Origin of the sequence: Neptunicella sp. (assembly GCF_048268085.1) — a bacterium.
Classification (GTDB): domain Bacteria; phylum Pseudomonadota; class Gammaproteobacteria; order Enterobacterales; family Alteromonadaceae; genus Neptunicella.
Window position 1 is genome coordinate 1 of the sequence record NZ_JBLWWF010000027.1, and the last position, 25,793, is coordinate 25,793.

At 44.9% G+C, this 25,793-nt stretch carries 26 protein-coding genes; 17 read left to right on the forward strand and 9 right to left on the reverse strand.

Annotated elements, in window-relative coordinates; genetic code table 11:
- Positions 1-391 (reverse strand): OsmC family protein (locus tag ACTD55_RS17330; RefSeq protein WP_438865591.1); only part of this gene is annotated, 391 nt, incomplete at its 3' end.
- Positions 392-607: 216 nt separating this feature from the next.
- Between ACTD55_RS17330 and ompR the strand changes: the two genes are divergently transcribed.
- Positions 608-1,333, forward strand: coding sequence for an osmolarity response regulator transcription factor OmpR (gene ompR / locus ACTD55_RS17335; protein WP_438865592.1), 726 nt, complete (start codon positions 608-610; stop codon positions 1,331-1,333).
- The gene (gene envZ, locus ACTD55_RS17340; RefSeq protein ID WP_438865593.1) at positions 1,333-2,646 is read left to right on the forward strand and encodes a two-component system sensor histidine kinase EnvZ; all 1,314 of its coding nucleotides are present in this window, start codon (positions 1,333-1,335) and stop codon (positions 2,644-2,646) included. Before ompR ends, envZ begins: the two co-directional genes overlap by 1 nt.
- A 6-nt stretch (positions 2,647-2,652) precedes the next feature.
- On the opposite strand, the gene ACTD55_RS17345 is transcribed toward envZ, so the two are convergent.
- From ACTD55_RS17345 to hslR, 3 genes are all read right to left on the reverse strand, one after another.
- Positions 2,653-4,215, reverse strand: a complete 1,563-nt coding sequence (locus tag ACTD55_RS17345) for a phosphoenolpyruvate carboxykinase (RefSeq protein WP_438865594.1) — start codon at positions 4,213-4,215, stop codon at positions 2,653-2,655.
- Positions 4,216-4,434: 219 nt separating this feature from the next.
- Positions 4,435-5,313, reverse strand: a complete 879-nt coding sequence (hslO, locus tag ACTD55_RS17350) for an Hsp33 family molecular chaperone HslO (protein ID WP_438865595.1) — start codon at positions 5,311-5,313, stop codon at positions 4,435-4,437.
- A 47-nt stretch (positions 5,314-5,360) separates the two neighbouring features.
- Positions 5,361-5,783, reverse strand: coding sequence for a ribosome-associated heat shock protein Hsp15 (hslR, locus tag ACTD55_RS17355; RefSeq protein ID WP_438865596.1), 423 nt, complete (start codon positions 5,781-5,783; stop codon positions 5,361-5,363).
- Positions 5,784-5,892: 109 nt separating this feature from the next.
- On the opposite strand from hslR, the gene gspC reads away from it, so the two are divergent.
- From gspC to ACTD55_RS17420, 13 genes are all read left to right on the forward strand, one after another.
- Positions 5,893-6,825 (forward strand): type II secretion system protein GspC, encoded by a 933-nt coding sequence (gspC, locus tag ACTD55_RS17360; protein WP_438865597.1) that lies wholly within the window; start codon positions 5,893-5,895, stop codon positions 6,823-6,825.
- 75 nt (positions 6,826-6,900) lie between these two features.
- Entirely contained in the window at positions 6,901-8,949 is a 2,049-nt protein-coding gene (gspD, locus tag ACTD55_RS17365) for a type II secretion system secretin GspD (RefSeq protein WP_438865616.1), read from the forward strand.
- Entirely contained in the window at positions 8,949-10,463 is a 1,515-nt protein-coding gene (gene gspE, locus ACTD55_RS17370) for a type II secretion system ATPase GspE (protein ID WP_438865598.1), read from the forward strand. The genes gspD and gspE overlap by 1 nt, the downstream gene beginning before the upstream one ends.
- Complete coding sequence (gene gspF / locus ACTD55_RS17375; RefSeq protein WP_438865599.1) at positions 10,464-11,678, forward strand: type II secretion system inner membrane protein GspF; 1,215 nt, start codon at positions 10,464-10,466, stop codon at positions 11,676-11,678.
- A gap of 12 nt (positions 11,679-11,690) precedes the next feature.
- Positions 11,691-12,116, forward strand: a complete 426-nt coding sequence (gene gspG / locus ACTD55_RS17380; RefSeq protein ID WP_438865600.1) for a type II secretion system major pseudopilin GspG — start codon at positions 11,691-11,693, stop codon at positions 12,114-12,116.
- Positions 12,117-12,124: 8 nt separating this feature from the next.
- Positions 12,125-12,733, forward strand: coding sequence for a type II secretion system minor pseudopilin GspH (gene gspH / locus ACTD55_RS17385; protein WP_438865601.1), 609 nt, complete (start codon positions 12,125-12,127; stop codon positions 12,731-12,733).
- Positions 12,730-13,134: a type II secretion system minor pseudopilin GspI gene (gspI, locus tag ACTD55_RS17390; protein WP_438865602.1), complete on the forward strand. Its 405-nt coding sequence runs from the start codon at positions 12,730-12,732 to the stop codon at positions 13,132-13,134. The genes gspH and gspI overlap by 4 nt, the downstream gene beginning before the upstream one ends.
- Positions 13,131-13,733 (forward strand): type II secretion system minor pseudopilin GspJ, encoded by a 603-nt coding sequence (gene gspJ / locus ACTD55_RS17395; RefSeq protein WP_438865603.1) that lies wholly within the window; start codon positions 13,131-13,133, stop codon positions 13,731-13,733. The genes gspI and gspJ overlap by 4 nt, the downstream gene beginning before the upstream one ends.
- Entirely contained in the window at positions 13,733-14,725 is a 993-nt protein-coding gene (gene gspK, locus ACTD55_RS17400; RefSeq protein WP_438865604.1) for a type II secretion system minor pseudopilin GspK, read from the forward strand. The genes gspJ and gspK overlap by 1 nt, the downstream gene beginning before the upstream one ends.
- Entirely contained in the window at positions 14,722-15,918 is a 1,197-nt protein-coding gene (gene gspL / locus ACTD55_RS17405; protein ID WP_438865605.1) for a type II secretion system protein GspL, read from the forward strand. Before gspK ends, gspL begins: the two co-directional genes overlap by 4 nt.
- A gap of 2 nt (positions 15,919-15,920) precedes the next feature.
- A complete protein-coding gene (gene gspM, locus ACTD55_RS17410; RefSeq protein ID WP_438865606.1) occupies positions 15,921-16,400 on the forward strand; it encodes a type II secretion system protein GspM in 480 nt (159 codons plus the stop codon).
- A complete protein-coding gene (locus ACTD55_RS17415; RefSeq protein ID WP_438865607.1) occupies positions 16,397-17,140 on the forward strand; it encodes a type II secretion system protein N in 744 nt (247 codons plus the stop codon). Before gspM ends, ACTD55_RS17415 begins: the two co-directional genes overlap by 4 nt.
- 36 nt (positions 17,141-17,176) lie before the next feature.
- Positions 17,177-17,809, forward strand: coding sequence for a thiol:disulfide interchange protein DsbA/DsbL (locus tag ACTD55_RS17420; protein WP_438865608.1), 633 nt, complete (start codon positions 17,177-17,179; stop codon positions 17,807-17,809).
- Between the two features lie 4 nt (positions 17,810-17,813).
- On the opposite strand, the gene ACTD55_RS17425 is transcribed toward ACTD55_RS17420, so the two are convergent.
- The gene (locus ACTD55_RS17425; protein ID WP_438865609.1) at positions 17,814-17,978 is read right to left on the reverse strand and encodes a hypothetical protein; all 165 of its coding nucleotides are present in this window, start codon (positions 17,976-17,978) and stop codon (positions 17,814-17,816) included.
- Between the two features lie 189 nt (positions 17,979-18,167).
- Between ACTD55_RS17425 and ACTD55_RS17430 the strand changes: the two genes are divergently transcribed.
- Complete coding sequence (locus ACTD55_RS17430; protein ID WP_438865610.1) at positions 18,168-19,859, forward strand: M1 family metallopeptidase; 1,692 nt, start codon at positions 18,168-18,170, stop codon at positions 19,857-19,859.
- Positions 19,860-19,999: 140 nt separating this feature from the next.
- Positions 20,000-20,467: an EVE domain-containing protein gene (locus tag ACTD55_RS17435; protein WP_438865611.1), complete on the forward strand. Its 468-nt coding sequence runs from the start codon at positions 20,000-20,002 to the stop codon at positions 20,465-20,467.
- 142 nt (positions 20,468-20,609) lie between these two features.
- Here ACTD55_RS17435 and ACTD55_RS17440 read toward each other — a convergent pair whose 3' ends face one another.
- The 4 genes from ACTD55_RS17440 to ACTD55_RS17455 all read right to left on the reverse strand — a co-directional run.
- Positions 20,610-21,224: a DUF6988 family protein gene (locus ACTD55_RS17440; protein ID WP_438865612.1), complete on the reverse strand. Its 615-nt coding sequence runs from the start codon at positions 21,222-21,224 to the stop codon at positions 20,610-20,612.
- Between the two features lie 103 nt (positions 21,225-21,327).
- Entirely contained in the window at positions 21,328-22,158 is an 831-nt protein-coding gene (locus ACTD55_RS17445; protein ID WP_438865613.1) for an HNH endonuclease, read from the reverse strand.
- 356 nt (positions 22,159-22,514) lie between these two features.
- Positions 22,515-24,263: a DUF885 domain-containing protein gene (locus ACTD55_RS17450; protein ID WP_438865614.1), complete on the reverse strand. Its 1,749-nt coding sequence runs from the start codon at positions 24,261-24,263 to the stop codon at positions 22,515-22,517.
- Between the two features lie 118 nt (positions 24,264-24,381).
- Positions 24,382-25,793: dipeptidase (locus ACTD55_RS17455; RefSeq protein ID WP_438865615.1), on the reverse strand; the 1,412-nt coding region annotated here is incomplete at its 5' end.

Here is a 25,793-nt window from a genome sequence, read left to right on the forward strand (position 1 = left end):
GAACTTCATAACTGTGGGTGATATTCACCGATGAACTTAACATAATCGCCACTGAGCAATATTTATCGGCAGACAGATTAACCGCTCGCTCGACATGTTTTTCACTCACTTCATTCCCGGTGACTACAAAATGTAAGTGAATATCGGTAAATACTGCTGGCACCGCGTCTGCTCGTTGGCCAGTAACCTTAACCTGTACGTCAGTCACATTCTGGCGGGCTTTTTGTAAAATGCTCACCACATCCACCGAGGAACAACTTCCAGCCGCAATTAATATTGCTTCCATTGGGCTGGGTGAAGCTTGATGATCCCCGTCTAAAGCTAAGCTAAGGCCACTTTCTGTTTTACCTTCAAAGCGCATATCGCCTTGCCATTTCACTTGTACTTGCATGATTATCCCGACTGAATGAATGAAACTAAATAATTAACTATTTTGCCATATTACTGTGACCGCTGTCGTGATCCGAGCACAACACAGACAAACTTTGTAACAATCCACCGGCGTTTGTCATTTTATCCATCTTTTGTAATGCCCGTGGTTCATTTATAGTGATGCACAATTGGTGGATATTATTCAATATCCGAATGTCATGAAGGATTGAACAACATGGGTCAAGAAACCACTAAAATTTTGGTTGTCGATGACGATATGCGCCTGCGCAGCTTATTAGAGCGTTACTTAATGGAACAAGGTTATCAGGTGCGTTCTGCGGCTAATTCTGAACAGATGGATCGCCTGCTGGAGCGAGAAAACTTTCATCTGATGGTACTGGATCTGATGCTCCCCGGTGAGGATGGCTTGTCGATTTGTCGGCGTCTGCGCCAGAAGGAAAATGAAATTCCCATTATTATGCTCACCGCCAAAGGGGATGAGGTGGATCGGATTATCGGGTTGGAAATGGGTGCTGACGACTATCTCCCCAAACCATTCAATCCTCGTGAATTACTAGCTCGAGCCAAAGCGGTATTGCGGCGTAAAACGAATGAGGCGCCCGGCGCCCCGTCGATGGAAGAACAAGTAGTCGAATTTGGTCAATACAAACTCAATCTGGCCACGCGCGAAATGAGCAAAAACGATGAACAAATGGTGCTCACCAGCGGTGAATTTGCGGTGCTTAAATCATTGGTCACTCACCCCCGCGAACCCTTATCCCGGGATAAATTGATGAATCTCGCGCGAGGCCGCGATTACAGTGCACTGGAACGCAGTATTGACGTACAGGTTTCTCGTTTGCGGCGCATGCTGGAAGTCGATCCGGCGAACCCTCGTTACATTCAGACCGTATGGGGTTTGGGCTATGTATTTGTACCTGATGGTGAATCTGCCGCCTAATGCGTTTACTGCCCAGAAGTGCCTTTGGACAAACCGTTTTACTGATTGGGATGCTATTACTGATTAATCAGGTAGTGTCCTATATTTCAGTCACTTATTATTTTATCCATCCCAGTTATCAGCAAATAAACAGTTTATTAGCCAAACAGGTCAAACTGGTCTTTCTCGAAGGGCATAATCTAACCGACGCCGAGAGTCGTAAACAGTTATATCAGGCCACGGGTATTCGCGTTTATGATCAATATCAAGCCCAGCAGCATGGTCTGAACAATTCAATTTATTATCAATTTTTATCCTCGGAAATGACCCGTCAACTCGGCGGTAACTCGGAAGTTCGGGTTGCCTCGGGAGATCCTTATGTATTCTGGATCCGTGCCCCCCACTCACGTAATTTATGGGTGATGGTACCAATGATCGGAGTGCGTAATACCGATATCTCCCCGTTAACCATTTACTTGATGGTAATTGGTATTTTAAGTGTGGCGGGAGGCTGGATCTTTGTAAGACGGCTCAACCGGCCATTAAAAGCGCTACAGCAAGCGGCTTTTCAGGTGGGCAAAGGCAACTTCCCGAAACCCTTGAAAGAAGAAGGTTCCAGTGAAATTCGCTCGGTCACCCGGGCGTTTAATCAAATGTCCAAAGGCATTAAACAACTCGAAGATGATCGGGCCTTACTCACTGCTGGTATTTCCCATGATTTACGCACACCCTTAACCCGTATTCGCTTATCCACCGAAATGCTGCCGGCCGATCAGGAATGGATCCAACAAGGAATTAATAGCGACATCGAGGATATGAATGAAATCATCGACCAGTTCATTAATTATGTGCGTCAGGATCAGCAGGAAAAAGTTGAAACAGCTAATCTGAATAAAGTCATAGAAGATGTCGTCAAATCCCGAGATCGTGAAGACGATCATCATATATCATTGGATTTAGACGAAGTGCCCGATGTGGAAATTCGCAAAGTGGCGATTAAACGGGTATTGGATAATTTACTCGAAAACGCCTTTCGATATGGTGGTAATCAGGTCAGCATCCATTCCGGTTTTAATAAAAAAACCAAGATGGTATTTTTTGAATTACGTGATCACGGCCCCGGTATCGCTGAAGACCAAATCGAAAACCTGTTTCAACCTTTCGCCCAAGGCGACAAAGCCAGAGGCAGTTTAGGCTCCGGGCTGGGTTTAGCCATTATTAAGCGTATTGTCGATATGCATAGCGGGGAAATTACCTTGCGTAACCATCCGCAAGGCGGTTTGGTTGCCATGGTGAATTTACCCGCCAGTAGAAAAAAATCGAATTACCAATAGAGATAATCAACCGACCTGTTGCAAGGGCATTCCCTTAGGTCCGGCTTGGCGAATGGCATCTGACACATCATATTTAGCAAAATTAGCCTCAAATTCAGCAGCCAGATGAGCGGCATATTGATCGTATTTATTTGGGTCGGCCCAGGTATTACGCGGATTAAGTAACCGACTATCCACACCGGGTAATGCAATGGGCACATCCAGATTTAATACGTCAAGATGTTGGGTAGCGACACCTTCCAGTTTATTATTCACAATCGCGTCTATCACCGCGCGGGTCACCGGAATGTCAAAACGCTGCCCAACCCCGTAAGGGCCTCCCGTCCAGCCGGTATTCACCAAATAAACTTTGGTCCCAAACTCACGTACACGCTTGATCAGCAACTCAGCATACACAGCGGCAGGACGTGGAAAAAACGGTGCGCCAAAACAAGTGGAAAACGTCGATTCAATCGCGGCGTTGGCTCCCATTTCGGTGGAGCCAACTTTGGCGGTATAACCACTTAAAAAATGATAGGCGGCGGATTGTTCCGACAACACTGATACCGGTGGTAATACGCCACTCACATCACAGGTTAAAAACACCACGGCATGGGGCTCTGCCCCACGATTGGCTTTTTCCCGCTTGGCAATATGCTCAAGCGGATAAGCCGCTCGACTGTTTTGCGTCAAGCTATCATCGTAATAATCAGGTTGTCCCTGTGGGCCGAGCACCACATTTTCCAACACAGTACCAAAGCGGATGGCATCCCAGATAACCGGCTCGTTCTGCTGAGATAAATCGATACATTTGGCATAGCAACCTCCTTCGATATTAAACACGGCACCGGCTGCCCAGCTATGCTCGTCATCACCGATTAAATAACGACCAGGATCGGCAGACAGGGTAGTTTTACCGGTACCCGACAGGCCAAAAAATAATGTCACGTCCCCCTGTTCGCCTACATTAGCTGAACAATGCATCGGTAATACATCATGCTCGGGTAGCAAGAAGTTCTGCACTGAAAACAGGGCTTTTTTCATCTCCCCCGCGTAATTCATTCCGGCAAGTAATACTTTTTTGTCAGCAAAATTAATAATTACTGCTGCATCACTATTAGTGCCATCCCGCTCGGGTACGCAGACAAAGCTGGGCACATTCATCACTTGCCATACATCCTTATTTGACGGATTCCACTGCTCACTGCGAATAAACAGATTTTTGGCAAACAGCTGGTGCCACGCCCGTTCAGTACGAACTTGTAAGGGCAAATAATATTTAGGATCAGCTCCCACTTGCAGATGTGACATGAAATGGCTTTTGCTCAACAAATAACTTTCGATCCGCTCCCACAACGCATTAAATTTCTGTTCTGAAAAGGGACGGTTTACCGTTCCCCAATCGATATCCGCTTCAGTATCCGGCTGTTTAACAATAAAACGATCTTTGGGTGAGCGTCCGGTACGTTCACCGGTGTGGGTTACCAGTGCACCGTTGGCCGCTAATCTGCCTTCATTACGGCGAATGGCGTGCTCGATGAGTTCAGCAGTGGATAAATCGGTCAATACTTGGCTAGGATCAAAATTCATTGGCGACAACCTTTTATGAAAACTTACAATTCAGTTAACAATTTTTGTAATTAGCCAAAGGATACGTTATTTAAGGGGTATAGAGATAGTGTAGAATTTAAAAAAGGTCTAAAAGATAATTACTTTCAGTTTATATGATCTAAAAATTACAAATCACCTCAATCGAGTCAGGAAATTGAGGTGATTGTAGGAAGTTTCTGACAGGCTATTTAAAACCCATTACTGTGGCAACGAATTCTCACTGTATTGACCGCTGTGAATAGCTTCAATATCAATCGCGTCAAACTGATACTCGGTATTGCAATACTGGCAATGCATCGATACAAAACCATCATCACTGACGATATCCAGTAATTCCTGCTTTTCCACACTCGCCAATGCCACCGCACTGCGCGCCTTGCTACAGCCACAACTGAATATAACGGATTGTGGCGCATACAATTCAACTTCTTCTTGATGATACAGTCGATACAGCACATCTTGCGCTGCTAAATCGAGTAACTCATCGCAACTGATGGTGTCGGTCAACTGACTCAGATGTTCAAACTGTTGCGGATCGCCATGCTTACTGGCCGGTAACACTTGTAATAGCATCCCACCGGCTTTGACGCCGTTATCATCGATACGCGTTTTCAAAATCACTTTGGTCGGTAATTGCTCTGACTGCAAAAAATAGGCTTCTAAACATTCAGCCAAACTGGGTTTATCCAATGCTACAACACCTTGATAACGCTCACCTTCTTTGGGTGTGATAGTAATGGCCAGAATGCCTTTTTCGAATAATTGGCTAAAATCCTGATCAAGTACTTCACCTTGCCAACGGGCGATACCGCGCATTTTTTGCTCATCAGTCCCATTCACAACGATGTATTTAATAACACCTTCACTTTGCAACTGTACGGCAATGTCACCTTCAAATTTTAGGGTCGCGGTTAATAATGAAGTGGCGGCGAGTAACTCACCGAGTAAATGTTGTATCGCTAATGGATAGTCATGTTCACCAATAATAGCCTTGAAGCTATCCTGCAATTGTACAATCTCACCACGCACATCGGCCTGATTAAATATATAGCGATAGAGTTGATCCATTGAATTCATATTGTCTCTTTAAATAAAGCTCGAGCTGATGTACTCAACCCTAGCGGTTATTGATGTTTGGCGCGAATTAATTGACGACGTTGTTTTTTATCCGGCTTACCGTCGGGTTTGGGGCTATGTAATGCATTAATCTTTCGAGCCGCGGCATTCCGTTCACGTAATGCAATACTGTCAGCCGTTTCCTGATACATTTGTTCAGCTAAACTGGCACTGCGTCGCTGGCCGTTAAGCTGCAATACTTTAATCTGTTTTTCATCACTTCCTTGTCGTACAGTGAGTAAAGCATCAATTTCAACCAATTTACCCGGTTTACTACGTTGACCATTATACTGCACTTTACCGCCTTGGATCATATCGCGGGCAATTGAACGAGTTTTAAACAAACGGGCAGCCCAAAGCCACTTATCTAACCTTACCGGCTCAATTTGAGCATTATTTTGTTCTGTTGCTTGGAATTTTATGCGATTCAATGGTCAAATTTCCTCAAACGGTAACAATTTACACATATTATTTTGTGGACGGTTGTGACACCCTGCATAGAAATTATATTATGTGGTCAATAAACTGAATTGAAGCATCATGTTCATCGAAAATTATACCCTTAAGCAAATGAGCCTCCAACTGCAGCGCTATCAAATCTATCTGCCCAGATTGATTGTCGTGCTGTTAAGTTTATATTTGCTGAACTATGTTGCACTTCTGACATGGCGACTACTTCCAGCCCCCGCCCAAGACCAGTTAATTGACATCACACCGACTGTCAGCCACACCAGTAATAAAGGCAACCAAACGGATATTAGCAAAATTCAGCGTCTCAACTTGTTTGGTCAAGTCGGTAAACAGCCGGATAAACCGGTAATGTCAGTACAAGATGCCCCCCAAACCAATTTAAAATTAACCCTCACCGGTGTTGTCGCCAGTACACAAGATAGCGCCGGAGCGGCCATTATCGAAAACAAAGGCCAGCAAAACACCTACGGTATCGGTGATAAAATTGATGGCACACGCGCTACGGTCAATGAAGTGTTTGCTGACCGCATTACTATCAATAACGGTGGCAGTACCGAAACCCTGATGTTAGACGGATTAGACTACAATAAAAATCCATCCATTATGGTACGTGCCAGCGATGATAACGAGACTAGAGTGTACGATGCGCCAACTGGAAATGATTCCGTCCAGCATCGCACTCTAACTCCGGCGGTGCAAAATTTACGTCAGGAAATTGCTGAAACGCCGGCCAGTTTTAGTCAATACATCAGCATTTCACCAGAACAACAAGACGGCAAACCAGTCGGCTATCGCGTACATCCTGGCCGTTCACCCGAATTGTTTAATGCAGCCGGATTACAAAATAACGATATTATTACCGAACTCAATGGACTTGATTTAACCGATCCGCAACAGGCGATGGAAGCCATGTCGAGTCTGAACGAAGCTGAATCGCTACAACTGACTGTTAACCGTGATGGTGATTTACTAACCTTATATCTGGATCTCCCCAGCTTGTAGGTATATGTCAATGATTTTAAAGGATATATTATGAGGCTAAGCAGCCAGTCCCTGTTAAAGGGATTTTTTACACTGATGATTTCCGCCACGCTCACTTTTAGCACTGCAGTGACGACCGTGGCTGCCGCCGAATATTCCCCTAATTTTAAAGGCACCGACATCAATGAATTTATCAATATCGTCGGTAAGAACCTGAAAAAAACCATGATTGTCGATCCCAATGTACGGGGCAAAATTACTGTTCGTAGCTACGATTTGATGAACGAACAACAGTACTACCAATTTTTCTTAAATGTATTACAAGTTTACGGCTTTGCCGCGGTAGAAATGCCCAATGGCGTACTTAAAATTATTCGTGATAAATCGGCTAAAACCTCCAATTTACCCGTAGTGGAAGATGACCTACTCAACGGTGATGAAATGATCACCCGTGTAGTACCGGTCTATAACGTGTCCGTGCGTGAATTATCACCACTGCTGCGTCAACTGAATGATCAGGCGGGTGGCGGTAACGTAGTCAACTATGATCCCTCAAATGTCATGATCATGACCGGTCGCGCCTCGGTCATTAATCAGCTGGTAAAAATTATTGAACGGGTGGATAAAGCCGGTGATCAGGAAGTCGAAATCGTTAAGCTGCAATACGCTTCTGCGCCAGAACTGGTGCGTATTGTAGAAAATATCAATAAAGACCAAGGTACTAAAAATAACGGCTCGCCGTTAGCACCCAAAATTGTCGCTGATGAACGTACCAACAGTGTAATTATTAGTGGTGATATAAAAGCGCGGCAAAGATTGATTCATCTGGTGAAACGCCTTGATCTGGAGCTGGAAACCAACGGCAATACCCGAGTGATTTTCCTTAAGTATGCGAAAGCAGAAGAGCTGGTCACTGTCTTGCAAGGTGTCAGTGCCGGTATTCAGGCTGATGAACAGGGTGGGCAGAAAACCACTGCGGCTGCGCGTCGGCCAAATAACAGTTCGGTCAGTATTGAAGCCCATAATGATTCCAATTCGCTAGTGATTACCGCTCAGCCGGATATGATGAACAATCTGGAAGACGTGATCCGCCAATTAGATGTTCGTCGTGCTCAGGTACAAGTTGAAGCAATCATCGTCGAAGTGTTTGAAGGTGACGGTACCAGTTTAGGTGTGCAATGGGCGCACAAAGACGGTGCCATGCAGCAATTTACCAATAGTGGTGTCCCCATTAGCACCGTTGCAGGAGCGGCCTATGCCGCCCGCGACAAAACCACAACGAATAATGTGATCGGTACCGAATCCGGCAAAGTGACCCAGGTAACCACCACCACTGAAGGCGATAAATCATTAATTGCCCAAGCACTAGGTGCCGTTAACGGCACGTTATTTGGTATCGTCAAAAATGACTGGGCCGCAGTAGTGCAAGCGGTCAGCAGCGATACTAATTCAAATATTTTGGCTACCCCCCATTTAACCACCATGGATAATGAGGAAGCCTACTTTATTGTGGGTGAAGAAGTACCGATTATTACCGGTCAAACCGCCAGTACCGGTAGCAATAACAATCCATTTCAAACGGTGGATCGCAAAGAAGTGGGGATAAAACTGAAAGTCACCCCACAAATTAACGAAGGTAATGCCGTACAACTGTTAATTGAACAGGAAGTGTCCAGTGTTAGTGGCGCCACTTCAGTGGATATATCCATCAATAAACGGGAAATCAAAACCTCAGTGATCGTCGATGACGGTGGCACAGTGGTACTAGGTGGTTTAATTGATGAAGATGTCCAGGAAAGTGTTTCCAAGGTGCCATTGTTGGGTGATTTACCCTTAATCGGTAACCTGTTTAAGTCTTCTACCTCAAGCAAACGCAAGCGTAACTTAATGGTATTTATCCGTCCGACTATTATCCGCGACGGTTTAACCATGGATAAAATCAGCAACAAAAAATATAACTATATTCGCGCCCAACAACTGGAACGTCGTGCCGATGGCATTAATTTAATGCCCAACAGCGAAACTCCGGTATTGCCCCAGTGGGACGACACCATGGCGTTGCCACCAAACTACGACAATTATTTACAAGACAAAAATAATAAAGACAAGCGACAACCAACAACGAGTCAGGACAAGGAAGACTGATGGACGTAGTAGAGGCTACTGAACTGGCGAATAGCGAGCAAGACTCGCGGCATAAACAGCTGAATTTCAGCTTTGCCAAACGCCATCAGGTTTTACTGGACACCTCGAGTGAACCGGCCACCCTGTATCATACCAGTGAAACCGCCTTCGATATTTTTGCGGAAGTACGACGCTTTCTGGGAGCCTCTTTTGTGTTAAAAGAGATCCATATTGATGAATTTGAAGCGTTACTCACCAAAGCCTTTCAACGCGATTCTTCCCAAGCCAAGCAATTAATGGAAGACATAGGCAATGAAAGCGACCTGTTTACTCTGGCAGAAGAACTGCCTGAAGCGGAAGACTTGTTAGATAGCGAAGACGATGCGCCCATCATCAAATTAATCAATGCCATGCTGGGTGAAGCAATCAAAGAAGGTGCCTCGGATATTCATGTGGAAACCTTTGAGAAACAGCTGACAATTCGTTTTCGAGTCGATGGCGTATTGCGCGAAATTCTGCGCCCCAATCGTAAAATGGCCTCCATGCTGGTGTCCCGTATCAAGGTTATGGCCAAACTGGATATTGCCGAAAAACGGGTGCCGCAAGACGGGCGCATTACTTTACGTATTGCTGGCCGTGCCGTCGATGTGCGCGTCAGCACCATGCCATCCAGCCATGGCGAACGGGTGGTGTTACGTTTACTAGATAAAAATAATGCCCGATTGAATCTGCAAGATCTGGGGATGACCGCCGAGAATCGCCAGCATTTTTCCAATTTAATCCGTAAACCTCACGGGATTATTTTGGTTACCGGCCCCACCGGCTCAGGTAAAAGTACCACTTTATATGCGGGATTAAGTGAAATTAACTCCAAAGATCGCAATATCCTGACCGTCGAAGATCCAATTGAATTTGATCTCGAAGGTATCGGCCAAACTCAGGTTAATCCACGGGTCGATATGACTTTTGCGCGGGGCTTGCGAGCGATTTTACGTCAGGATCCTGACGTCGTGATGATTGGTGAAATCCGCGATCTGGAAACCGCGCAAATAGGCGTACAAGCCAGTTTAACCGGGCATTTAGTGTTATCCACCTTGCATACCAATACTGCCGCAGGGGCAATTACTCGTCTGGAAGATATGGGCATTGAACCCTTTCTACTCTCGTCCAGTTTACTAGCGGTATTATCGCAACGTTTAGTGCGCACATTATGCCCCGACTGTAAAACAGCTAAACCCCTTAGTGAACAAGAACAACAATTACTTGGCGCAACAACCCTGCAAGATGCAGTAATTTATCATCCCAGCGGTTGCGCCGCGTGCAACCAAACCGGCTATCGTGGAAGAACAGGCATTCATGAATTATTAATTGTGGATGAAACCATCCGTAATCTGGTGCATAACGGCCATGGTGAACAGGCTATCGAAAAATATATTCGGCAGCACACCCCAAGTATTCGCGAAGATGGATGTCGTAAAGTTCTCGAAGGTCAAACGTCCTTGGAAGAAGTCTTACGTGTGACGCGGGAAGAATAAATGCCGGCTTTTTCCTATAAAGCGATCGACCAACGAGGCCGCAATAAAAGTGGCGTAATGGAAGCCGATAACGCTCGCCAGATCCGCCAGCAATTGCGTGAAAAACACCTGATCCCGGTGGAAGTAGATCCGGTACATGAAAAATCGAGCAAGAACTCCAGTGGGATGAATCTGTTTAAAGCCGGAATTTCGGCATCCGATCTGGCGTTGTTAACCCGTCAGCTTTCCACCCTGATTGAAGCGTCATTGCCCATTGAAGAAGCCCTGCTCGCCGTAGCCGAACAAAGTGAAAAACCACGGCATAAAAATATGATGATGGCAGTACGCGCCAAAGTCGTCGAAGGCCACAGCATGGCTGAGGCCATGGGTGAATTTCCACATATTTTCGATCAACTGTTTCGGGCCATGGTCGCCGCAGGTGAAAAATCCGGTCATTTAGATACGGTACTCACACGATTAGCCGATTACACTGAAAATCGTCAGCACATTCGCAGTAAAGTTACCCAAGCGTTAATTTATCCGGCGTTAATGATGACCGTCGCACTGGGTATAGTCATGTTGCTGCTAACCTATGTGGTGCCACAAATTGTCGGCCAGTTCGATAATATGGGTCAACAACTCCCAACCATTACCTTAATTCTGATTGCTATCAGTGAATGGGTGCAAGATTACGGCCTGATTGGTTTTGCTATTATTGTGATCGTTATCCTTGGCTTACGTCGCTTGTTACAGCAACCGTTATTTAAACAACGCTTTCATCGCGGCATGTTGTCGGTACCGGTGTTAGGCAAAGTCAGCAAGGGATTAAATACCGCCCGTTATGCCAGCACGTTAAGTATTCTCACCTCCAGCGCCGTTCCCTTATTGGAAGGGATGGGTATCGCCAGTGAAGTGCTGGAAAACATACATATAAAACAATTACTTGGTGAAGCCGCCGTTAAGGTAAAAGAAGGCGCCAGTTTGCGGAGTTCATTAGAGCAAACCCGAATTTTCCCACCAATGATGATGCATATGATTGCCTCTGGTGAACGCAGTGGTGAATTACAGTCCATGTTAGCTAGAGCGGCGCAAAATCAGGATCGGGAATTTGAGGCACAAGTGGGAATTGCCCTCAGCATCATGGGACCGGTACTGATTTTATCCATGGCCTCCATTGTATTTTTTATTGTGATGGCCATTTTATTACCCATTATTTCATTGAACACGTTAATTTAGAGGCACTTAGCTATGAAACAGTCAGGATTCAGCTTATTAGAAATTATGGTGGTCATACTGATCATCGGTTTGCTAACCGCCATCGTTGCCCCCAATATCCTCGGCAATCAGGAAACCGCCCAACTTAAAAAAGCCGCGGTGGATATTCGCCAACTGGAAAATGCGCTGGAAATGTACAAATTACGTAATAGTACCTTTCCTACCAGTGAACAAGGACTGGATGCCTTAGTATCAATGCCAACCATTGAACCTATTCCACGCAACTATCCAGAAGAAGGTTTTATCAAAAACCTGCCGAAAGATCCCTGGGGTAACGACTATCAATTGCTTAGCCCTGGTGAAATGGGCGCCATCGATTTATATAGCAACGGTCCAGATGGACAACCGGGCACAGATGACGATATTGGCAACTGGAATATTAACGACTATCTGAATTAATCACTGCTATGCAATGCAATCAACAACGCGGTTTTACTTTGCTCGAAATCATGGTGGTCATACTGATCATCGGGATTTCGGCCAGCGTTGTGATGCTCAATGTAGATGGCGAGGATCGTTCTGATGAACTTAAAAAACAGGCGCAGCGTTTTCAGGTAGTGTTTTCCATGGCGGCTGAATACGCCATTTTGAATCAGCAACAACTGGGGTTACGCATCGATCAAAACCAGTATTATTTTGTGATACTGGATGATGAGCAACAATGGCAAAAGGTTGATAACAACGATTTCCTCAGCGAATACAGTCTCCCCGAACCCTTTAGCTTAAAGCTCGAACTGGATGACTTGCCTTGGCAGGAAGATCAAAGCCTGTTTGATAGCAAATTATTTGATGAACAGTCATCTTTTGATCAAGAGCAATCCTCCATCGGTGAAGAAGAGGAAGACAAAAAGCCACCTCCTCCGCAAGTTTGGCTGTTATCCAGCGGGGATATTACGCCTTTTAGTCTGACCTTTATGTTTGAACCCAATTTCGGTCAACAACAGCCGACCTATTTCAGGATAGAAGCACAAGATGCCTTGCCACTGGTGTTCAGCGGCCCACTGGATTCACTATGAACGGGTTTAAACACCACACCAAAGGCATGACCTTACTGGAAGTAATGGTCGCCTTAGCCATCTTTGCCCTAACCGGCACCGCCATTATGAAAGCGGCCACCGAGCATTTACATGGTGTCGGGGTACTGGAAGACCTGACGTTTGCAACCTGGGTCGCCAACAATCGACTCAGCGAAATCCATCTTGAAAGCCAATGGCCACCCAAAAACAACCAGAAAGGCTCACAGGAAATGGCTGGAAAAACCTGGTATTGGCAACAAAAAGTACTGGAAACCAACGACAAAGATTTACGTATGGTAGAGGTTAACGTTTCACTAAATGAACAGGGTCAATCTCCTATCAGTTCAGTACAAAGCTTTTTTACCAAACCAACAATAAAAGCGCCGGTTGCAACTGAATGAAGCAAATAACGGGCTTTACCTTATTGGAAGTACTGGTTTCACTGGCCATCTTTGCCATTATTGGTTTAGCCTCCAATGCAGTGCTAACGTCGGTGATTGACAGCGATCATCTGTCCACCGAACGCTTTGCCCAATTGGAAAAATTACAACGCGCCATGTTAACCATCGAGCGGGATGTGATGCAGGCCGTGCCACGCCATATTCGTATCGAAGGCGAAAACAGCGATTGGACTATGCATGGTGGCTCCGGGGAATTTGACAGTCAGGCCGATGGTTTGGGGTTTATTCGAGAAGGTTGGCATAACCCGCAACTGGTGTTACCGCGCAGCACCTTGCAACCGGTGATTTATCGCGTTCAAGAGGATCAGCTACAGCGGGTTTACAGTAATTACGTGGATAATGTCGTAGGCTATGAACCTAAAGTGCGGGTATTACTGGATAATATTGAAAACTTTCAGGTTAACTTTATTAATGCCCCGGACAAGGTTGAAGAGGAATATTCCAGTCCCCAATTACCCCAAGCAATTGAGCTCATTATCACCAGCAAAGACTTTGGTGAAATCAAGCGCACGCTGCTACTTACGCCAGGAGATTCGTAATGAAATCACTACGACAATCCGGTGTTGCTTTGCTAATTGTGTTATTGGTTGTGGCGATTGTATCGGTACTTGCCACCGAAATGGGTAGCCGCTTACAACTGCAAATCCGTCGGTCGGCCAATATTAAGGATAATAATCAGGCCTATTGGTACGCCATGGGGGCGGAGCAATTTGCCAAAAAGTCCATCGAGGCTTTGTTTAAACAGGCAAAAGGCGTTATTCATCTGAATCAACCCTGGGCTAGCACCGATTTTGAATATCCACTGCCCAATGGTGGTATTCAAGCCAAATTGGTGGATATGCAAAGCTGCTTTAATCTTAATGCACTCGCTTCAAACTCAAGCGGTACAACGGCGGGTTATACCGAACAGAAAGCTTTTCAAACCCTACTTACGTCTATCGAAAACGAACCGCCTATCCCGGCACTGAATGCCGAAACATTGGCCGATAGCCTAACTGATTGGCTCGATGCCGATGACCAAATCACCGGCTATTATGGTGCCGAAGATCCGGAATATGAGTCTCGCCAATTTCCTTATCTGGCCGCCAATAGCCTAATGGTTAACAAAAGTGAACTACGGTTGGTTAATGGTGCAGAACTTCCCTGGATCAACGACATTATGCCCTATGTCTGCGCCATTCCCGGAAACACCGAACTAAAAATTAATGTGAACACCGTCAGTGAAGAACATGCCGCTGTAGTGCGCGCAGCATTAGGCAGCAGAATTTCCATTGAGGATACCCGCAGCGCATTAAATGCCCGAGGAAAAGATGGTTTTGATAATATAAACGATTTTTTTTCCCAGCCGGAAATTAGTGCACTGGGTTTAAGCAACGATCAGAAGAAGTGGTTTGATATTACCACCAGTTATTTTATTTTACATACCAAGACCCATTACAATGATGCCAGTTTTAATCTGTCATCGGTTTTTGCAATAGATAAAAGTGGCCACGTCAGTGTGATCCGGCGTGAGTTTGGAGGCTTGCTTTGAGCGAACAATTAGTCATCCGATTAGGATCAACCCCGCAGGATCCCCTGTACTGGATGGTCTGGTCAGATACCGAAAAGGACATCATCGCCTCAGGTGAACTGGCGAATGCCGAGGCATTAATCACATTAATCGACCGGGCCGGCAATAGACCCATCACCATGTTAGTGCCGGCCAGCGATGTCTTACTCAAATGGGTGACCTTACCCGGTCGAGCCAATCGTAAAGTATTGGGGGCGATCCCCTATATGCTCGAAGATGAGCTAAATACGGATGTGGACAATCAGTTTTTTGCCCTCGGCCCCCGTTATGGCGATCAACAAGCAATTGCGATTGTGGATCACAGCAAAATGCGGCAATGGCAATCGATTGTCGAATTAGCGGGCTTGCAGTGCCATAAAATGTTGCCCGACGTATTAGCCATACCCGTTAATAACGATGCCTGGTCGTTAATCAATCTAGGCGACAATTTATTAATCAGGCAAGATCAATGGCAAGGCTTACAAGGCGAACCGGAATGGCTAATGATGGCGATGGAACATGCTGCTAAACAGCAAACTACACCGCTAGTTATCCACTGTTTAAGTGATGTGCCAGCAATCAATTTAGCCAATATAGAATTTGTTGAACAACACGCCGAAATGCCACTACAAGTATTAGCCCAAGGTGCATTAAATGCGCCGTTTAACCTATTGCAAGGCGACTACAAAATTCGCCAGCAAGGCAATCAGCAATGGAAAAAATGGCGCGTTGCTGCGATTCTGGCGGGCATTGCATTGTTGTCTGGTTTGGTGGATAAAGGTATAGAAGCCAATCATTTACGGCAACAACAGGCCGATCTGCAAGCACAAATTGAAGCTCAATATCATCGAGCGTTCCCTAATGGTGGACGTTATCGTAATCTCAAATCAAAAGTCACTGAGCTAATGAAGGAACTTCAACAAGGTGGTGGCGGCGTGTCGTTATTAGCGATGCTGTCACAGCTATCCGACGCTTTTAACAGCAGCCAAGTCAAACCCCAAACGATTAAGTTTAACCAAGATCGGGCCGAATTACGTTTACAAGCCGTGGCCAAAGACTTTAACGCACTGGAAAAATTCAAAAGTGCAGCAGAGTCAGCCGGATTCGAAGTTCAACAAGGCGCTATCAATAATAATGGTGATCAAGTCATCAGTACCTTAACGTTGCGGAGTTAAACATGGATCTAAAACAGCGCTATAAACAGCTGAGTGAGCGGGAACAACAAATTGTTTTCATCGGCGGGATCGTGTTGATTATATTTTTATTCTACGCACTTATTTGGTCACCACTACAACAAAGTGTGCAGCAAGGGCGTAATGCGGTGAGTAGCCAACAAAAATTGCTCACCTGGATGCAAGCCAATGCCAATAAAGCCATTCAGTTAAGGCGTGGTGGTTCGACTAATCGCCCGACTTTTACTGGCTCGTTGCCGCAAGCGGTTAACCAGTTAGCCCAACGCTACCAAATAGCGATAGCCCGCATGCAACCGCAAGGTGACACGCTGCAAATATGGGTGGATCAGGCTCCGTTTAATGACACCATTGCATGGTTAAAAAGCATCGAAGATAAAGGAATTAATATTCTTGATGTTGATTTTGCCGAAGTAAACCAACCGGGTCAGATTAAAATACGCCGCTTATTATTAGGAAAAACATGAAGTCCATCGTAAAAACTGTGCTGCTGTGTTTACTCTGTTACAGCATTTTTCTTGTTGTTCATTTGCCCGCCGCTCACGTACTCAATTGGGTCACCTTGCCTAAAGAACTCAAGATCAACGGTGTTAACCAAACGATTTGGTCAGGCACCATTAATCAGTTGGTATATCAGGGGATTCCCTTGCAGGACGTATCATGGGAACTGGATTTTTTACCTTTGTTATGGGGTAACGCCAACCTGAATATTAAAGCTGGAAACATGCGCGACACTGAACAGGTATCGCTAACGGCAAAGCTAACCTTATCGGCCAATCACGCCCAAAGTGACGGTTTGCAGCTGTATTTACCGGTCAATATGGTGCTTGGTCAACTACCTATTCCGCTCCCCGTCAATGCTTCCGGACGTTTTAAAGTTAATATTAGTGAACTCGATTATCAACAACAATGCGTGACACTATCCGGTCAGGGGCAATGGTTAAATGCTCAAGTTGCTGGTACTCAAGGACCTATTTCGCTAGGTAATTTTGATGCCGATTTGTCATGCGCCAAACAAAATATCAAAGTGCTGATTAAGCCGAATAACAGCTTTGGGTTAGATGCTACCGCGCAAATTACTCCCCAAGGCCAGTTTTCGATTAACGGTAAATTTAAACCGGACAGTAATCTACCGCCTGAGGTCCATCAGGCCGCTGCCTTATTTAGTCGCGCCGATGCGCAAGGCTTTTATCATATTGACTGGTAACATACCGCTGTAGAATTTATCCCAAGGATCCCGCATATGAAGATTAAATTATTGATTACCCTCGTTGTTAGCCTGTTTTTTATGTCAGTTGCGCAAGCAACCAATTTTACTGAGGGGGATTACTATCAAGTACTGAAAGGCAGTGGAACGACCCAAAAAGAAGTACGCGAATATTTCTCCTTTTACTGTCCCCATTGCTTTAATAAAGAGCCGCTTATGCAAGCGCTTAAGGCCAAACTGCCGGCTGATGTCAACTTGGTCAAAAACCATATTACTGGCATGCACAATCGTAAGGTAGAGATTGAAAACGATCTGACTAAAGCCGCTATCAGTGCAAGATTGATGGATGCAGATGAACAAATTATTCCAGCCATTTTTAATTATATTCATCTTAGTCATGCTGATTTTTACAGCGTCAAAGATATTCATAATCTGGTGGTACTCAGCGGCGTGGATGGTGACAAATTTGATAAGGTATTCAATAGTTTGGCCGTACAGAACGAGTTCGACCAGACCAATAAAAATACCCAGTGGTTACGTGAACAAGGCTACTCGTCGGTTCCGACCCTTGTCATCAACGGTAAATATAAGCTCGATGGCAAAAATATCCACAGCATCGACGAATATATTCAGCTGGTACTGTTCTTATTGGACAAGCCAATTAACTAATCGATTAATCCAAACGCAGCTGGCTCGGTGTTAACCCCGTCCAGCGTTTTACCGACAGATACAAACTAGCAACATCGGCAGCCCCCTTATTGGGTGAAGACGCACTAGGGATATGGCAAATTCGCACCATGCCAGCATTGCTGCCCAATATTAAATTAATCAGTACCACTCGCTTACAACAACTTATTCAAAACTGGTTAAAACCTTAAGTCTTTTGCTCCAGCGATTCATCTCGATCGCTGGAGCATCTTAGCCATTTATACGACCAATCGTCTTAAAAATTCGTTGAATTAAATGATTTTATTCACCTAAAACCGCTAATATTAGGTGGTCATTCACCAGCTATTAGGGAGTAATAGTGAATCTATATTTCAGACTCTTGGCCGTAACCTTAGTAATCAGCGGCTGTTCCTCAACCGATGTCGCGCTTAAAACCAGCCCCTATACGATGAAAAGTGGCGGTGATGTGCCTAAATTACAGCAGGGATTGCAGGTTAAGCACGCCGATCTTAATTTTGAAGTATTTCCGGCTAAAAAGCAGATTAGTGGCACCACAACCCTGACTTTACATAGCGATACTCCCAGAGCGGCTGTTGCAGTTGATTTGGATCAGGTGTTTTCAATCAGCACTGTTTCGATAAATGGGGTTGCACTAAGCCCTAATGCCTATCGCAATGATAAGGGCTTGCTTAGTATGCAGCCAGCCGCGCCTGTTCAAGGTGATTTTACCGTAACGGTCAGTTATGCGGGCACTCCCAGAGAAGCCGTTAAAGCCCCATGGGATGGCGGGTTTGTGTGGAGCAAAACCCCTTCCGGCGCGGACTGGATAGCGACAGCTGATCAGGGCGAAGGTTGTGACCTGTTTTGGCCCTGTATTGATCATCCCTTTGGCGAGCCATTAAGCGCCGATATTCGGATTACCGTGCCCAAAAACCTTAAAGCGGTCACCAACGGCGTGTTTATCGATGAAGCGAGTCAAGGCGACACCACAACCTATCATTGGCAAACCCGTTCGGTACACAACACTTACGGCATTGCTCTGAATATTGGGCCCTATGAGAAGATTGAACAAACCTTTCACAGTATTTACGGTAACGACTTCGAGGTGGTGTATTACCATCTGCCGGAAACCACCGACAAAGCCAAAATACTGTTTGCCGAAATCCCGCCCATGCTGGACTTTTTCGAACGCATGATTGGCCCCTTCCCTTTTAGTCAGGAAAAAGCCGGTTTTGTTGAAACCCCACATTTGGGCATGGAACATCAAACGATTAACGCCTACGGCAATGAGTATAAAAAAGATGCCTATGGATTTGACTGGTTGATGCAGCATGAATTCGCCCATGAATGGTTTGCCAACCAACTCACTGCGGCCAATTCAGATCATATGTGGTTGCAAGAAGGGTTAGGCTCTTACATGCAGCCGTTATTTACTCAGTATTTACATGGCGATATGGCGTATAAAGCCCGTCTGTTTGAGCAACGCAAGGCCTTGGACAACCAGTTTCCAATGGTGTCGAACAAGTCTCTTGAAGTCGAGCAGGTATTTAATAAAGACATCGGCCCCGGTGGCGATGTGTATACCAAAGGCTCACTCATGCTGCACAGTTTACGCGAACTGATTGGAGATGAAGCATTCTTTAAAACCATCCGGATCATGACATATGGCACAGATAATCCGCAGCCGGGCCATTTAACCCCTCGTTTGGGAACCTCCGATGAATTTATTCAGATTGTGAATAAAGTGACCGGCAAGGACTTAACCTGGTTCTTTAATGTGTATTTATTTCAGGCCAAATTACCGAAATTGCTAGTTGAACGTAGCGATTCAAAAATCAGTCTGGAATGGCAGACTGACCAGAATGTCTATTTCCCGATGCCCGTTGAAGTCAGCATTAATAACCAGCTGCACGTATTGGATATGAGTCAGCCACAAAGCTTGCCGGTATCGCCCAAAGATGTGGTGATTATCGATCCGGACAGCAAAGTGCTGCGCTACGATCAGGCAATTGCAGACTATCAGGCGTTTAAAAAGGCACAAGCCAAATAACGCTGCTATTGTTAGTACCGTTGCCGCACTTGCCCAATCTCGGCTATTGCGGCAACGACCATCCAGGTGGATAGTTGCCATTTATGCATTAAATGTGTTCAATTACTCCAGAACAACTTAATCCTGTGTAAGTGACTCTCATGCAATATTGGTTATTTAAATCCGAACCCGATGCCTTCAGCATTGATGATCTGGCCGCGATGCCCAACCAAACCGAACATTGGGATGGCATTCGTAATTATCAGGCACGTAATTATTTACGTGATGAAGTAAAGCTTGGTGATCAGGTGTTTTTCTATCATTCCAGCTGCAAGGATGTGGGTATTGTTGGCGTGGCCGAGGTGGTCAAGGAGAGCTATCCGGATGACAGCCAGTTTAATCCCGAGTCCAACTATTTCGATCCCAAAGCCAATCCGGACAATCCGCGCTGGATGATGGTAGATATCAAATTCAAACAAAAATTCGACAACATCCTCAGTTTAAAAAACATCAAAGCCATGCCGGAAATTACCGAAATCGGTCTGGTCAAAAAAGGCCACCGCCTTTCTATTATGCCGGTTACAAAACAGGAATGGCAATTCTTGTATAAAGCCGCCACTAAGAAATAATAGAATATAGGGGTAATTGGATAGCATTGGCTAACGCCCAGTACATGCGCGGCTTTGTAGTGGATTGCTTTGCGGTAGCGCAGCGTTAAACCGCAAAACAAGAAACGGAAAAGCCATCAGACTGCCTTGATTGTTAGATATTTCACCTTGGACTCGGAAGACAGCTAGCATAACTACCCGATATAGCGATAATTTCTGTCTGAATTCCGATCCGACCAGTTAGTATTCCAATACCTTGAAACGCAAGTACAACTAGGCCATTGGATATTTTGAATAATTTCTCCATCAATTCTGCCGGAACCTCATATTTTGTCCAATGTATGGCATGTATTCCCGAATGAACAAAAGAATTTAAAGGTAGCCATGAACTGGTTTTGAATTCATTTAGCGAAACCATAAGCTGTGAAAGGTGAGGTGACTTTTCTAGCACCGTAAGCATCTGATTTACAGAGGGTATATTTTTACTAGCTTGCTGCGATTCAAAATTAAGGTCACCAGACAGCTTTTCTATTTGTAAATCACTTGCCCCATGTAAAGACCAAACACTTCTAACTAGTGCCTCATATTGCGACCTGAGTGATACACTAGCCCCAAGAATTAGGTGCTGTGCACATAGCGCTCGTACCGCTGCAGCAAACTGCATAGACGTAATCGCTAGTGTAAAGCAAAGCTTTGCTCTATCAGAATTTTCAGATAGCGGATAATCCACTACATCAGATAATTCTTTAAATAGTTCATCTGCTCTATCGAAGTCCATGAACTGGCCTTTTATCTAACGCCGCAAGCAAAGGCGCGCGTTAGCGCGTCCAGCCCGAAGGGCGATTTTGTCTTGCCTTGTTATGTAATGTTTCATTGCTAGGTTATTTTTCTAATATGGCTTCAACTAATTTTTCGATGTATTTTGATGAGAAGCATTTCCTTTTTTGGCGAATAAAGCCAGCCGGAAAATTGACAACAGTGTGATTTACAAAAAGCTCTATATCATCTTTTATAAGTGCATAGTCAATAACTTCTCCAGGAAATAAATCTCTCATATTCGCTTCGACACTGTTAAGCATATCAGAAACTTTAGTGCGCCTATTCTTATCTATTGATCGCCGTTTTACATCAACCACTTTGCAAAACTCTCGTTGTTTTTTCACCCAATCTTTTCCGTTTCTTTTTTCTAAGATAGAGAACATCTTTCTCTTTGAATTATTGTGTTTCTCTCTGTTTATTTCTACTGTTGCCAAAACTAAATTGCTAGGCCAAGAGCTACCGCCCTCTGTAACAGGAATGACATGATCAATTGCGAAGTTTTGTGGTTTCTTATTAAGAGGTTGGCCTGTGTAATAGCATAATCCTTGCTGAGCCTCATAAAGAGCGTCAATGTCTTCCTTTTCATAAGTGCCAGAAGATAGAATATACAAGCTCGCCTTGCGCGATTCAGAACGCATCTTATTTTTTTCGTACTTTCTTATAATCTCATATATTTTTTCAGCATCACTTTCGTTCGGTATCTCGAAGTGGACATATCCATCAGCTGAGGATTTAATACGAACTGTTTCAAGAAAGCATTCCCTCACGGTGTCCGTAAGACCATTCAAAAGATCTTTCGAGATTATCCCAGTAATTTTGTCACCATAGTCAAGAAACATGAACTTCCCTAAATCACATAACAATTTAATAGAAGGAATTAATCCCGAATTCATGCCAGGTGAAATTCCTTCTTTGCTGATTTGTTTTTTTGACAGTACTCCGCATATTTAAGTAAATCAATCTGTTAGCGGTGCATTATTGATGAGTCAGAAAACAAACAAGGCTTTTCACCCGCAAGTTTTTGGAAAAAGCCCAAGCCAAAACGTTTCTGTCTAAAAATACTGGATCCCGGCTCAACACCTCACCGGGATGACGATATATATGCAGCTTGGGGATGCACTATCTGGGAGTAGTCAAAGAACGAGTTGATGTGTTCATACTTCAACTGCTCATACTTCGCGCTCAGCATGAACGGTGCTTTATTTTTCTCTGTGCGACTGGCTGTGAAAAGTAAGTTTTAACTACTTGTTTATCCCTTAGTCTGCTGTTGCTGAATAAACTGCTGAATATGTTGTTCGAGCATATTCAGTGGTATTGAACCTTGTTCCAATACTGCGTCGTGAAAGGCGCGTAAATCGAATTTATCGCCCAATGCCTGCTCGGCTTGATGGCGCAGACGCTTAATGGTGATTTCGCCAATTTTGTAAGACAGTGCCTGAGCCGGCCAGGAAATATAGCGGTCTACCTCGGTATTCACGTTGTGCTCGGATAAAGCGGTATTTTCCAGCATATAATTCACCGCCTGCTGACGGGACCAGCCCATTAAATGCATGCCGGTATCGACCACCAAACGACAAGCGCGCCACATTTCATAACTTAAGCGGCCAAAATCATCGTAGGGATCCTGATACATGCCGACTTCGACACCAAGAAATTCGGAGTACAATCCCCAGCCTTCGCCAAACGCCGAAATATAACTATTGCGGCGAATCGGTGGCAAGTCGCCCATCTCCTGTGCCAGCGATATCTGCAAATGATGACCCGGAACGGCTTCATGCATGGTTAATGCTGTCAGTGCATATAGCGGGCGCTTATCCAGTGCGTAGGTATTCACCCAGTAATAGCCCGGCTCATCATCTTTAGTCGGGGCGATATAACGCCCGGTGGTATATTTAGGCGCGATACTGTCTGGCACCGGCGCGACGCCGTAGGGTGTGCGAGGTAATTTATGAAATAGCTTGGGCAACTTTGAATCAACTTTCTTGGCGATATAGGCTGCCTGTTTAAGCAGTTCTTCTGCGGTTTTGGCGTAAAAGCGTGGATCGGTACGCAAAAACTCAATGAACTGGTTTATATCACCATCAAAATGTAAATCATCAACAATACGCTGCATCTGCGCGCGAATGCGTTTTACTTCTTTTAAACCCAATTGGTGAATCGCCTTGGCCGACATACTCGTGGTTGTGTAATAAGCGGTGCGGTTTTGATAATAGGCTTCTCCATCAGGCCAATTTTTGGCCGCGATATTATCTTTGGCATTGGGTAAGTATTCTTTTACCAGAAAATCATAATAAGCCTGATAGGCCGGATAAACCGAGTTGTTGATAGCCTTTTCTGCCTGTTTAATCAGTTGCTGCCGCTGGGTTTGGCTGATATTCAGTTTATCCAACTGGGTAAAGGGCTGATAAAACAGGCTCTGCTGTGGCGTATCATGGATAAAGGCACTGACCGAATCCTGATAATTAACTAATACCGCTTTAGGCTGAGTTAAACCAATTTCCAACCCCTTGCGCATCCAGTCAATTTGCTGGGCGAACCAGCTTTTAAACTGGTTAAGCCGGTTCAAATAATTTTGGTAATCCTGCACATTAGCAAAACGACTACTTTGCGGTAAAAAAGCCAACCCACTGTGAAAACCATACTCTGAGGTCAGCGGCATATAGTGGGCATGAAACTTATATTCATCGATGGCATTTTGTAACTCTCGACGCTGAATCGCCATGTTCACTCTGTCGGTATCATCCAGCGAAGCACTATCGATATGGTTAAGTCGGGTTAAAAACTGTTGGCGTTGCTGATATTGCTGCTTTAATCCCTGTGGAGAAATATCGGCTAATCGACCGTCATAATCGTGAATACCGTAACCGGTGGCGTTAACAGGATTAACGGATAATTCATATTGCCAAATTTCATCAAGCAATGATGTCAGCTGAGTTGATGCGGCAAAAACGGAGAGAGGCAGACATAACACTAACAAAGCAATCAGACGAATTTTCATGTCTTTTCTTCAACAGCGAAATAATAACGGCAGCTTACTATGAACTGGGTTGCTATTAAACGTTCTACAAACAAAAACGGATCGGTGAACCGATCCGTTTTATCCAGCTAAGCCGCGCTTATTTTGCCAGTTCCACCATCACTGCGGTATACATTTTTAGATTAAGTATAAATTGCTGCATGGTGATAAATTCATGCTCGGAATGTCCTGTGTAAACGGCTCCCGGCATGGACGGGCCAAAGCTAACGGCATTGGGGAATAAACGCGAATTAGTGCCACCACCGATAGAAATTGGCTTGGCATCTTTCATTCCGGTGTAATGAGAAAACACCGACAATAAGGTATCGGTTTGTGGTGCACTGCTTTGTACAAAGGGGTCACCAATATAATTGTTCACATCTTGTAATTTAACTGGATTAGCTTGCTGCCACTGAGTTAACGCCTGCTGAATCTCAGCTTCCAGCTGTTCTTTCGATTTGCCTTTAGGGCGACGAATATTAATGTTTAACTGAATACCACTATCCAATTGCTTAAGCACCGTGGGGGATACCGTCATGGGTCCCATAAAATCATCCTGGTAGGCGATATGACCAAACTTTTTACCATATAAGCCGGTACCCAGATTATCGTTTAGAAAATTAACTAAACTACCGGCAGCATTATTGGCCCAACGTTGTACGGATAAAATATCCGCCAAATGGGTAATCGCATTAATACCATCAGCGGGTTTGGACGAATGGGCTGACACTCCCAAAGCAGTAATAGTTAACTGTTTACCCTGCCATTGATAATCATATTTCATGCCCTTTTGTTTAGCGGCTTGTTGCTTGATCTCATCGAGTAAAGCCTTGTCTGCATTAACGATCACCGCTTTGGCATCTTCCGGAATTTGACTACCAAAAAAGCCGCCCTCAAATGCACTTAAGTAGGCATCTTGAGTGTCAATTTTATTGTTCGGGAAGGTCATACTAATGGTGCCGTAGCCTTTTTCGGCGGTCACCACTGGGTATTCTGCATCAATAGTGATATTGATTTCCGGCAGGTCATGATTTTTAACAAATTCCTGTAACGGTGCCCAATCAGATTCTTCTGCCAGGTAAACATATAACTCAATTCGCTTACTCAACGGGATATGTTTGTCTTTAATTGCTTTCATCGCATACAAGGCGGTAGAAATCGGCCCTTTGTCGTCTTCTGTTCCGCGGCCCAATAATTTGCCCGGCTCTGATGTCAGATCCAGTTCAAACGGGGGTTTAGCCCACTTTGCCGGATTAACCGGTTGTACATCTCCATGCGTAATAACACCGACCCGCTCCTGACCCTGGCCCAAACCGATCATCACCACATAACCATAATCATGAAAATCCAGCCCCAATTCGGCAGCCTGTTTCGCCAGCTCAGCTTTAAATGCTTGATGTTCTGGATTATCTAAAACCGATACCCCTTCTACCGCAACAGTATTATGAGACACCAATTTAGCCAGACTCTGTACCATTTGATCCTGATAAGTCGCAGCCGCATATTGGGCGG

Excerpts from the sequence above, each read along its gene's own strand:
- ompR (WP_438865592.1), top strand. The coding sequence starts at position 608 with ATGGGTCAAGAAACCACTAAAATTTTGGTTGTCGATGACGATATGCGC.
- envZ (WP_438865593.1), top strand. The coding sequence starts at position 1,333 with ATGCGTTTACTGCCCAGAAGTGCCTTTGGACAAACCGTTTTACTGATT.
- ACTD55_RS17345 (WP_438865594.1), bottom strand. The coding sequence starts at position 4,215 with ATGAATTTTGATCCTAGCCAAGTATTGACCGATTTATCCACTGCTGAA.
- hslO (WP_438865595.1), bottom strand. The coding sequence starts at position 5,313 with ATGAATTCAATGGATCAACTCTATCGCTATATATTTAATCAGGCCGAT.
- gspC (WP_438865597.1), top strand. The coding sequence starts at position 5,893 with ATGTTCATCGAAAATTATACCCTTAAGCAAATGAGCCTCCAACTGCAG.
- gspD (WP_438865616.1), top strand. The coding sequence starts at position 6,901 with ATGATTTCCGCCACGCTCACTTTTAGCACTGCAGTGACGACCGTGGCT.
- gspE (WP_438865598.1), top strand. The coding sequence starts at position 8,949 with ATGGACGTAGTAGAGGCTACTGAACTGGCGAATAGCGAGCAAGACTCG.
- gspF (WP_438865599.1), top strand. The coding sequence starts at position 10,464 with ATGCCGGCTTTTTCCTATAAAGCGATCGACCAACGAGGCCGCAATAAA.
- gspG (WP_438865600.1), top strand. The coding sequence starts at position 11,691 with ATGAAACAGTCAGGATTCAGCTTATTAGAAATTATGGTGGTCATACTG.
- gspH (WP_438865601.1), top strand. The coding sequence starts at position 12,125 with ATGCAATGCAATCAACAACGCGGTTTTACTTTGCTCGAAATCATGGTG.
- gspI (WP_438865602.1), top strand. The coding sequence starts at position 12,730 with ATGAACGGGTTTAAACACCACACCAAAGGCATGACCTTACTGGAAGTA.
- gspJ (WP_438865603.1), top strand. The coding sequence starts at position 13,131 with ATGAAGCAAATAACGGGCTTTACCTTATTGGAAGTACTGGTTTCACTG.
- gspK (WP_438865604.1), top strand. The coding sequence starts at position 13,733 with ATGAAATCACTACGACAATCCGGTGTTGCTTTGCTAATTGTGTTATTG.
- gspM (WP_438865606.1), top strand. The coding sequence starts at position 15,921 with ATGGATCTAAAACAGCGCTATAAACAGCTGAGTGAGCGGGAACAACAA.
- ACTD55_RS17415 (WP_438865607.1), top strand. The coding sequence starts at position 16,397 with ATGAAGTCCATCGTAAAAACTGTGCTGCTGTGTTTACTCTGTTACAGC.
- ACTD55_RS17420 (WP_438865608.1), top strand. The coding sequence starts at position 17,177 with ATGAAGATTAAATTATTGATTACCCTCGTTGTTAGCCTGTTTTTTATG.
- ACTD55_RS17435 (WP_438865611.1), top strand. The coding sequence starts at position 20,000 with ATGCAATATTGGTTATTTAAATCCGAACCCGATGCCTTCAGCATTGAT.
- ACTD55_RS17440 (WP_438865612.1), bottom strand. The coding sequence starts at position 21,224 with ATGGACTTCGATAGAGCAGATGAACTATTTAAAGAATTATCTGATGTA.
- ACTD55_RS17445 (WP_438865613.1), bottom strand. The coding sequence starts at position 22,158 with ATGAATTCGGGATTAATTCCTTCTATTAAATTGTTATGTGATTTAGGG.
- ACTD55_RS17450 (WP_438865614.1), bottom strand. The coding sequence starts at position 24,263 with ATGAAAATTCGTCTGATTGCTTTGTTAGTGTTATGTCTGCCTCTCTCC.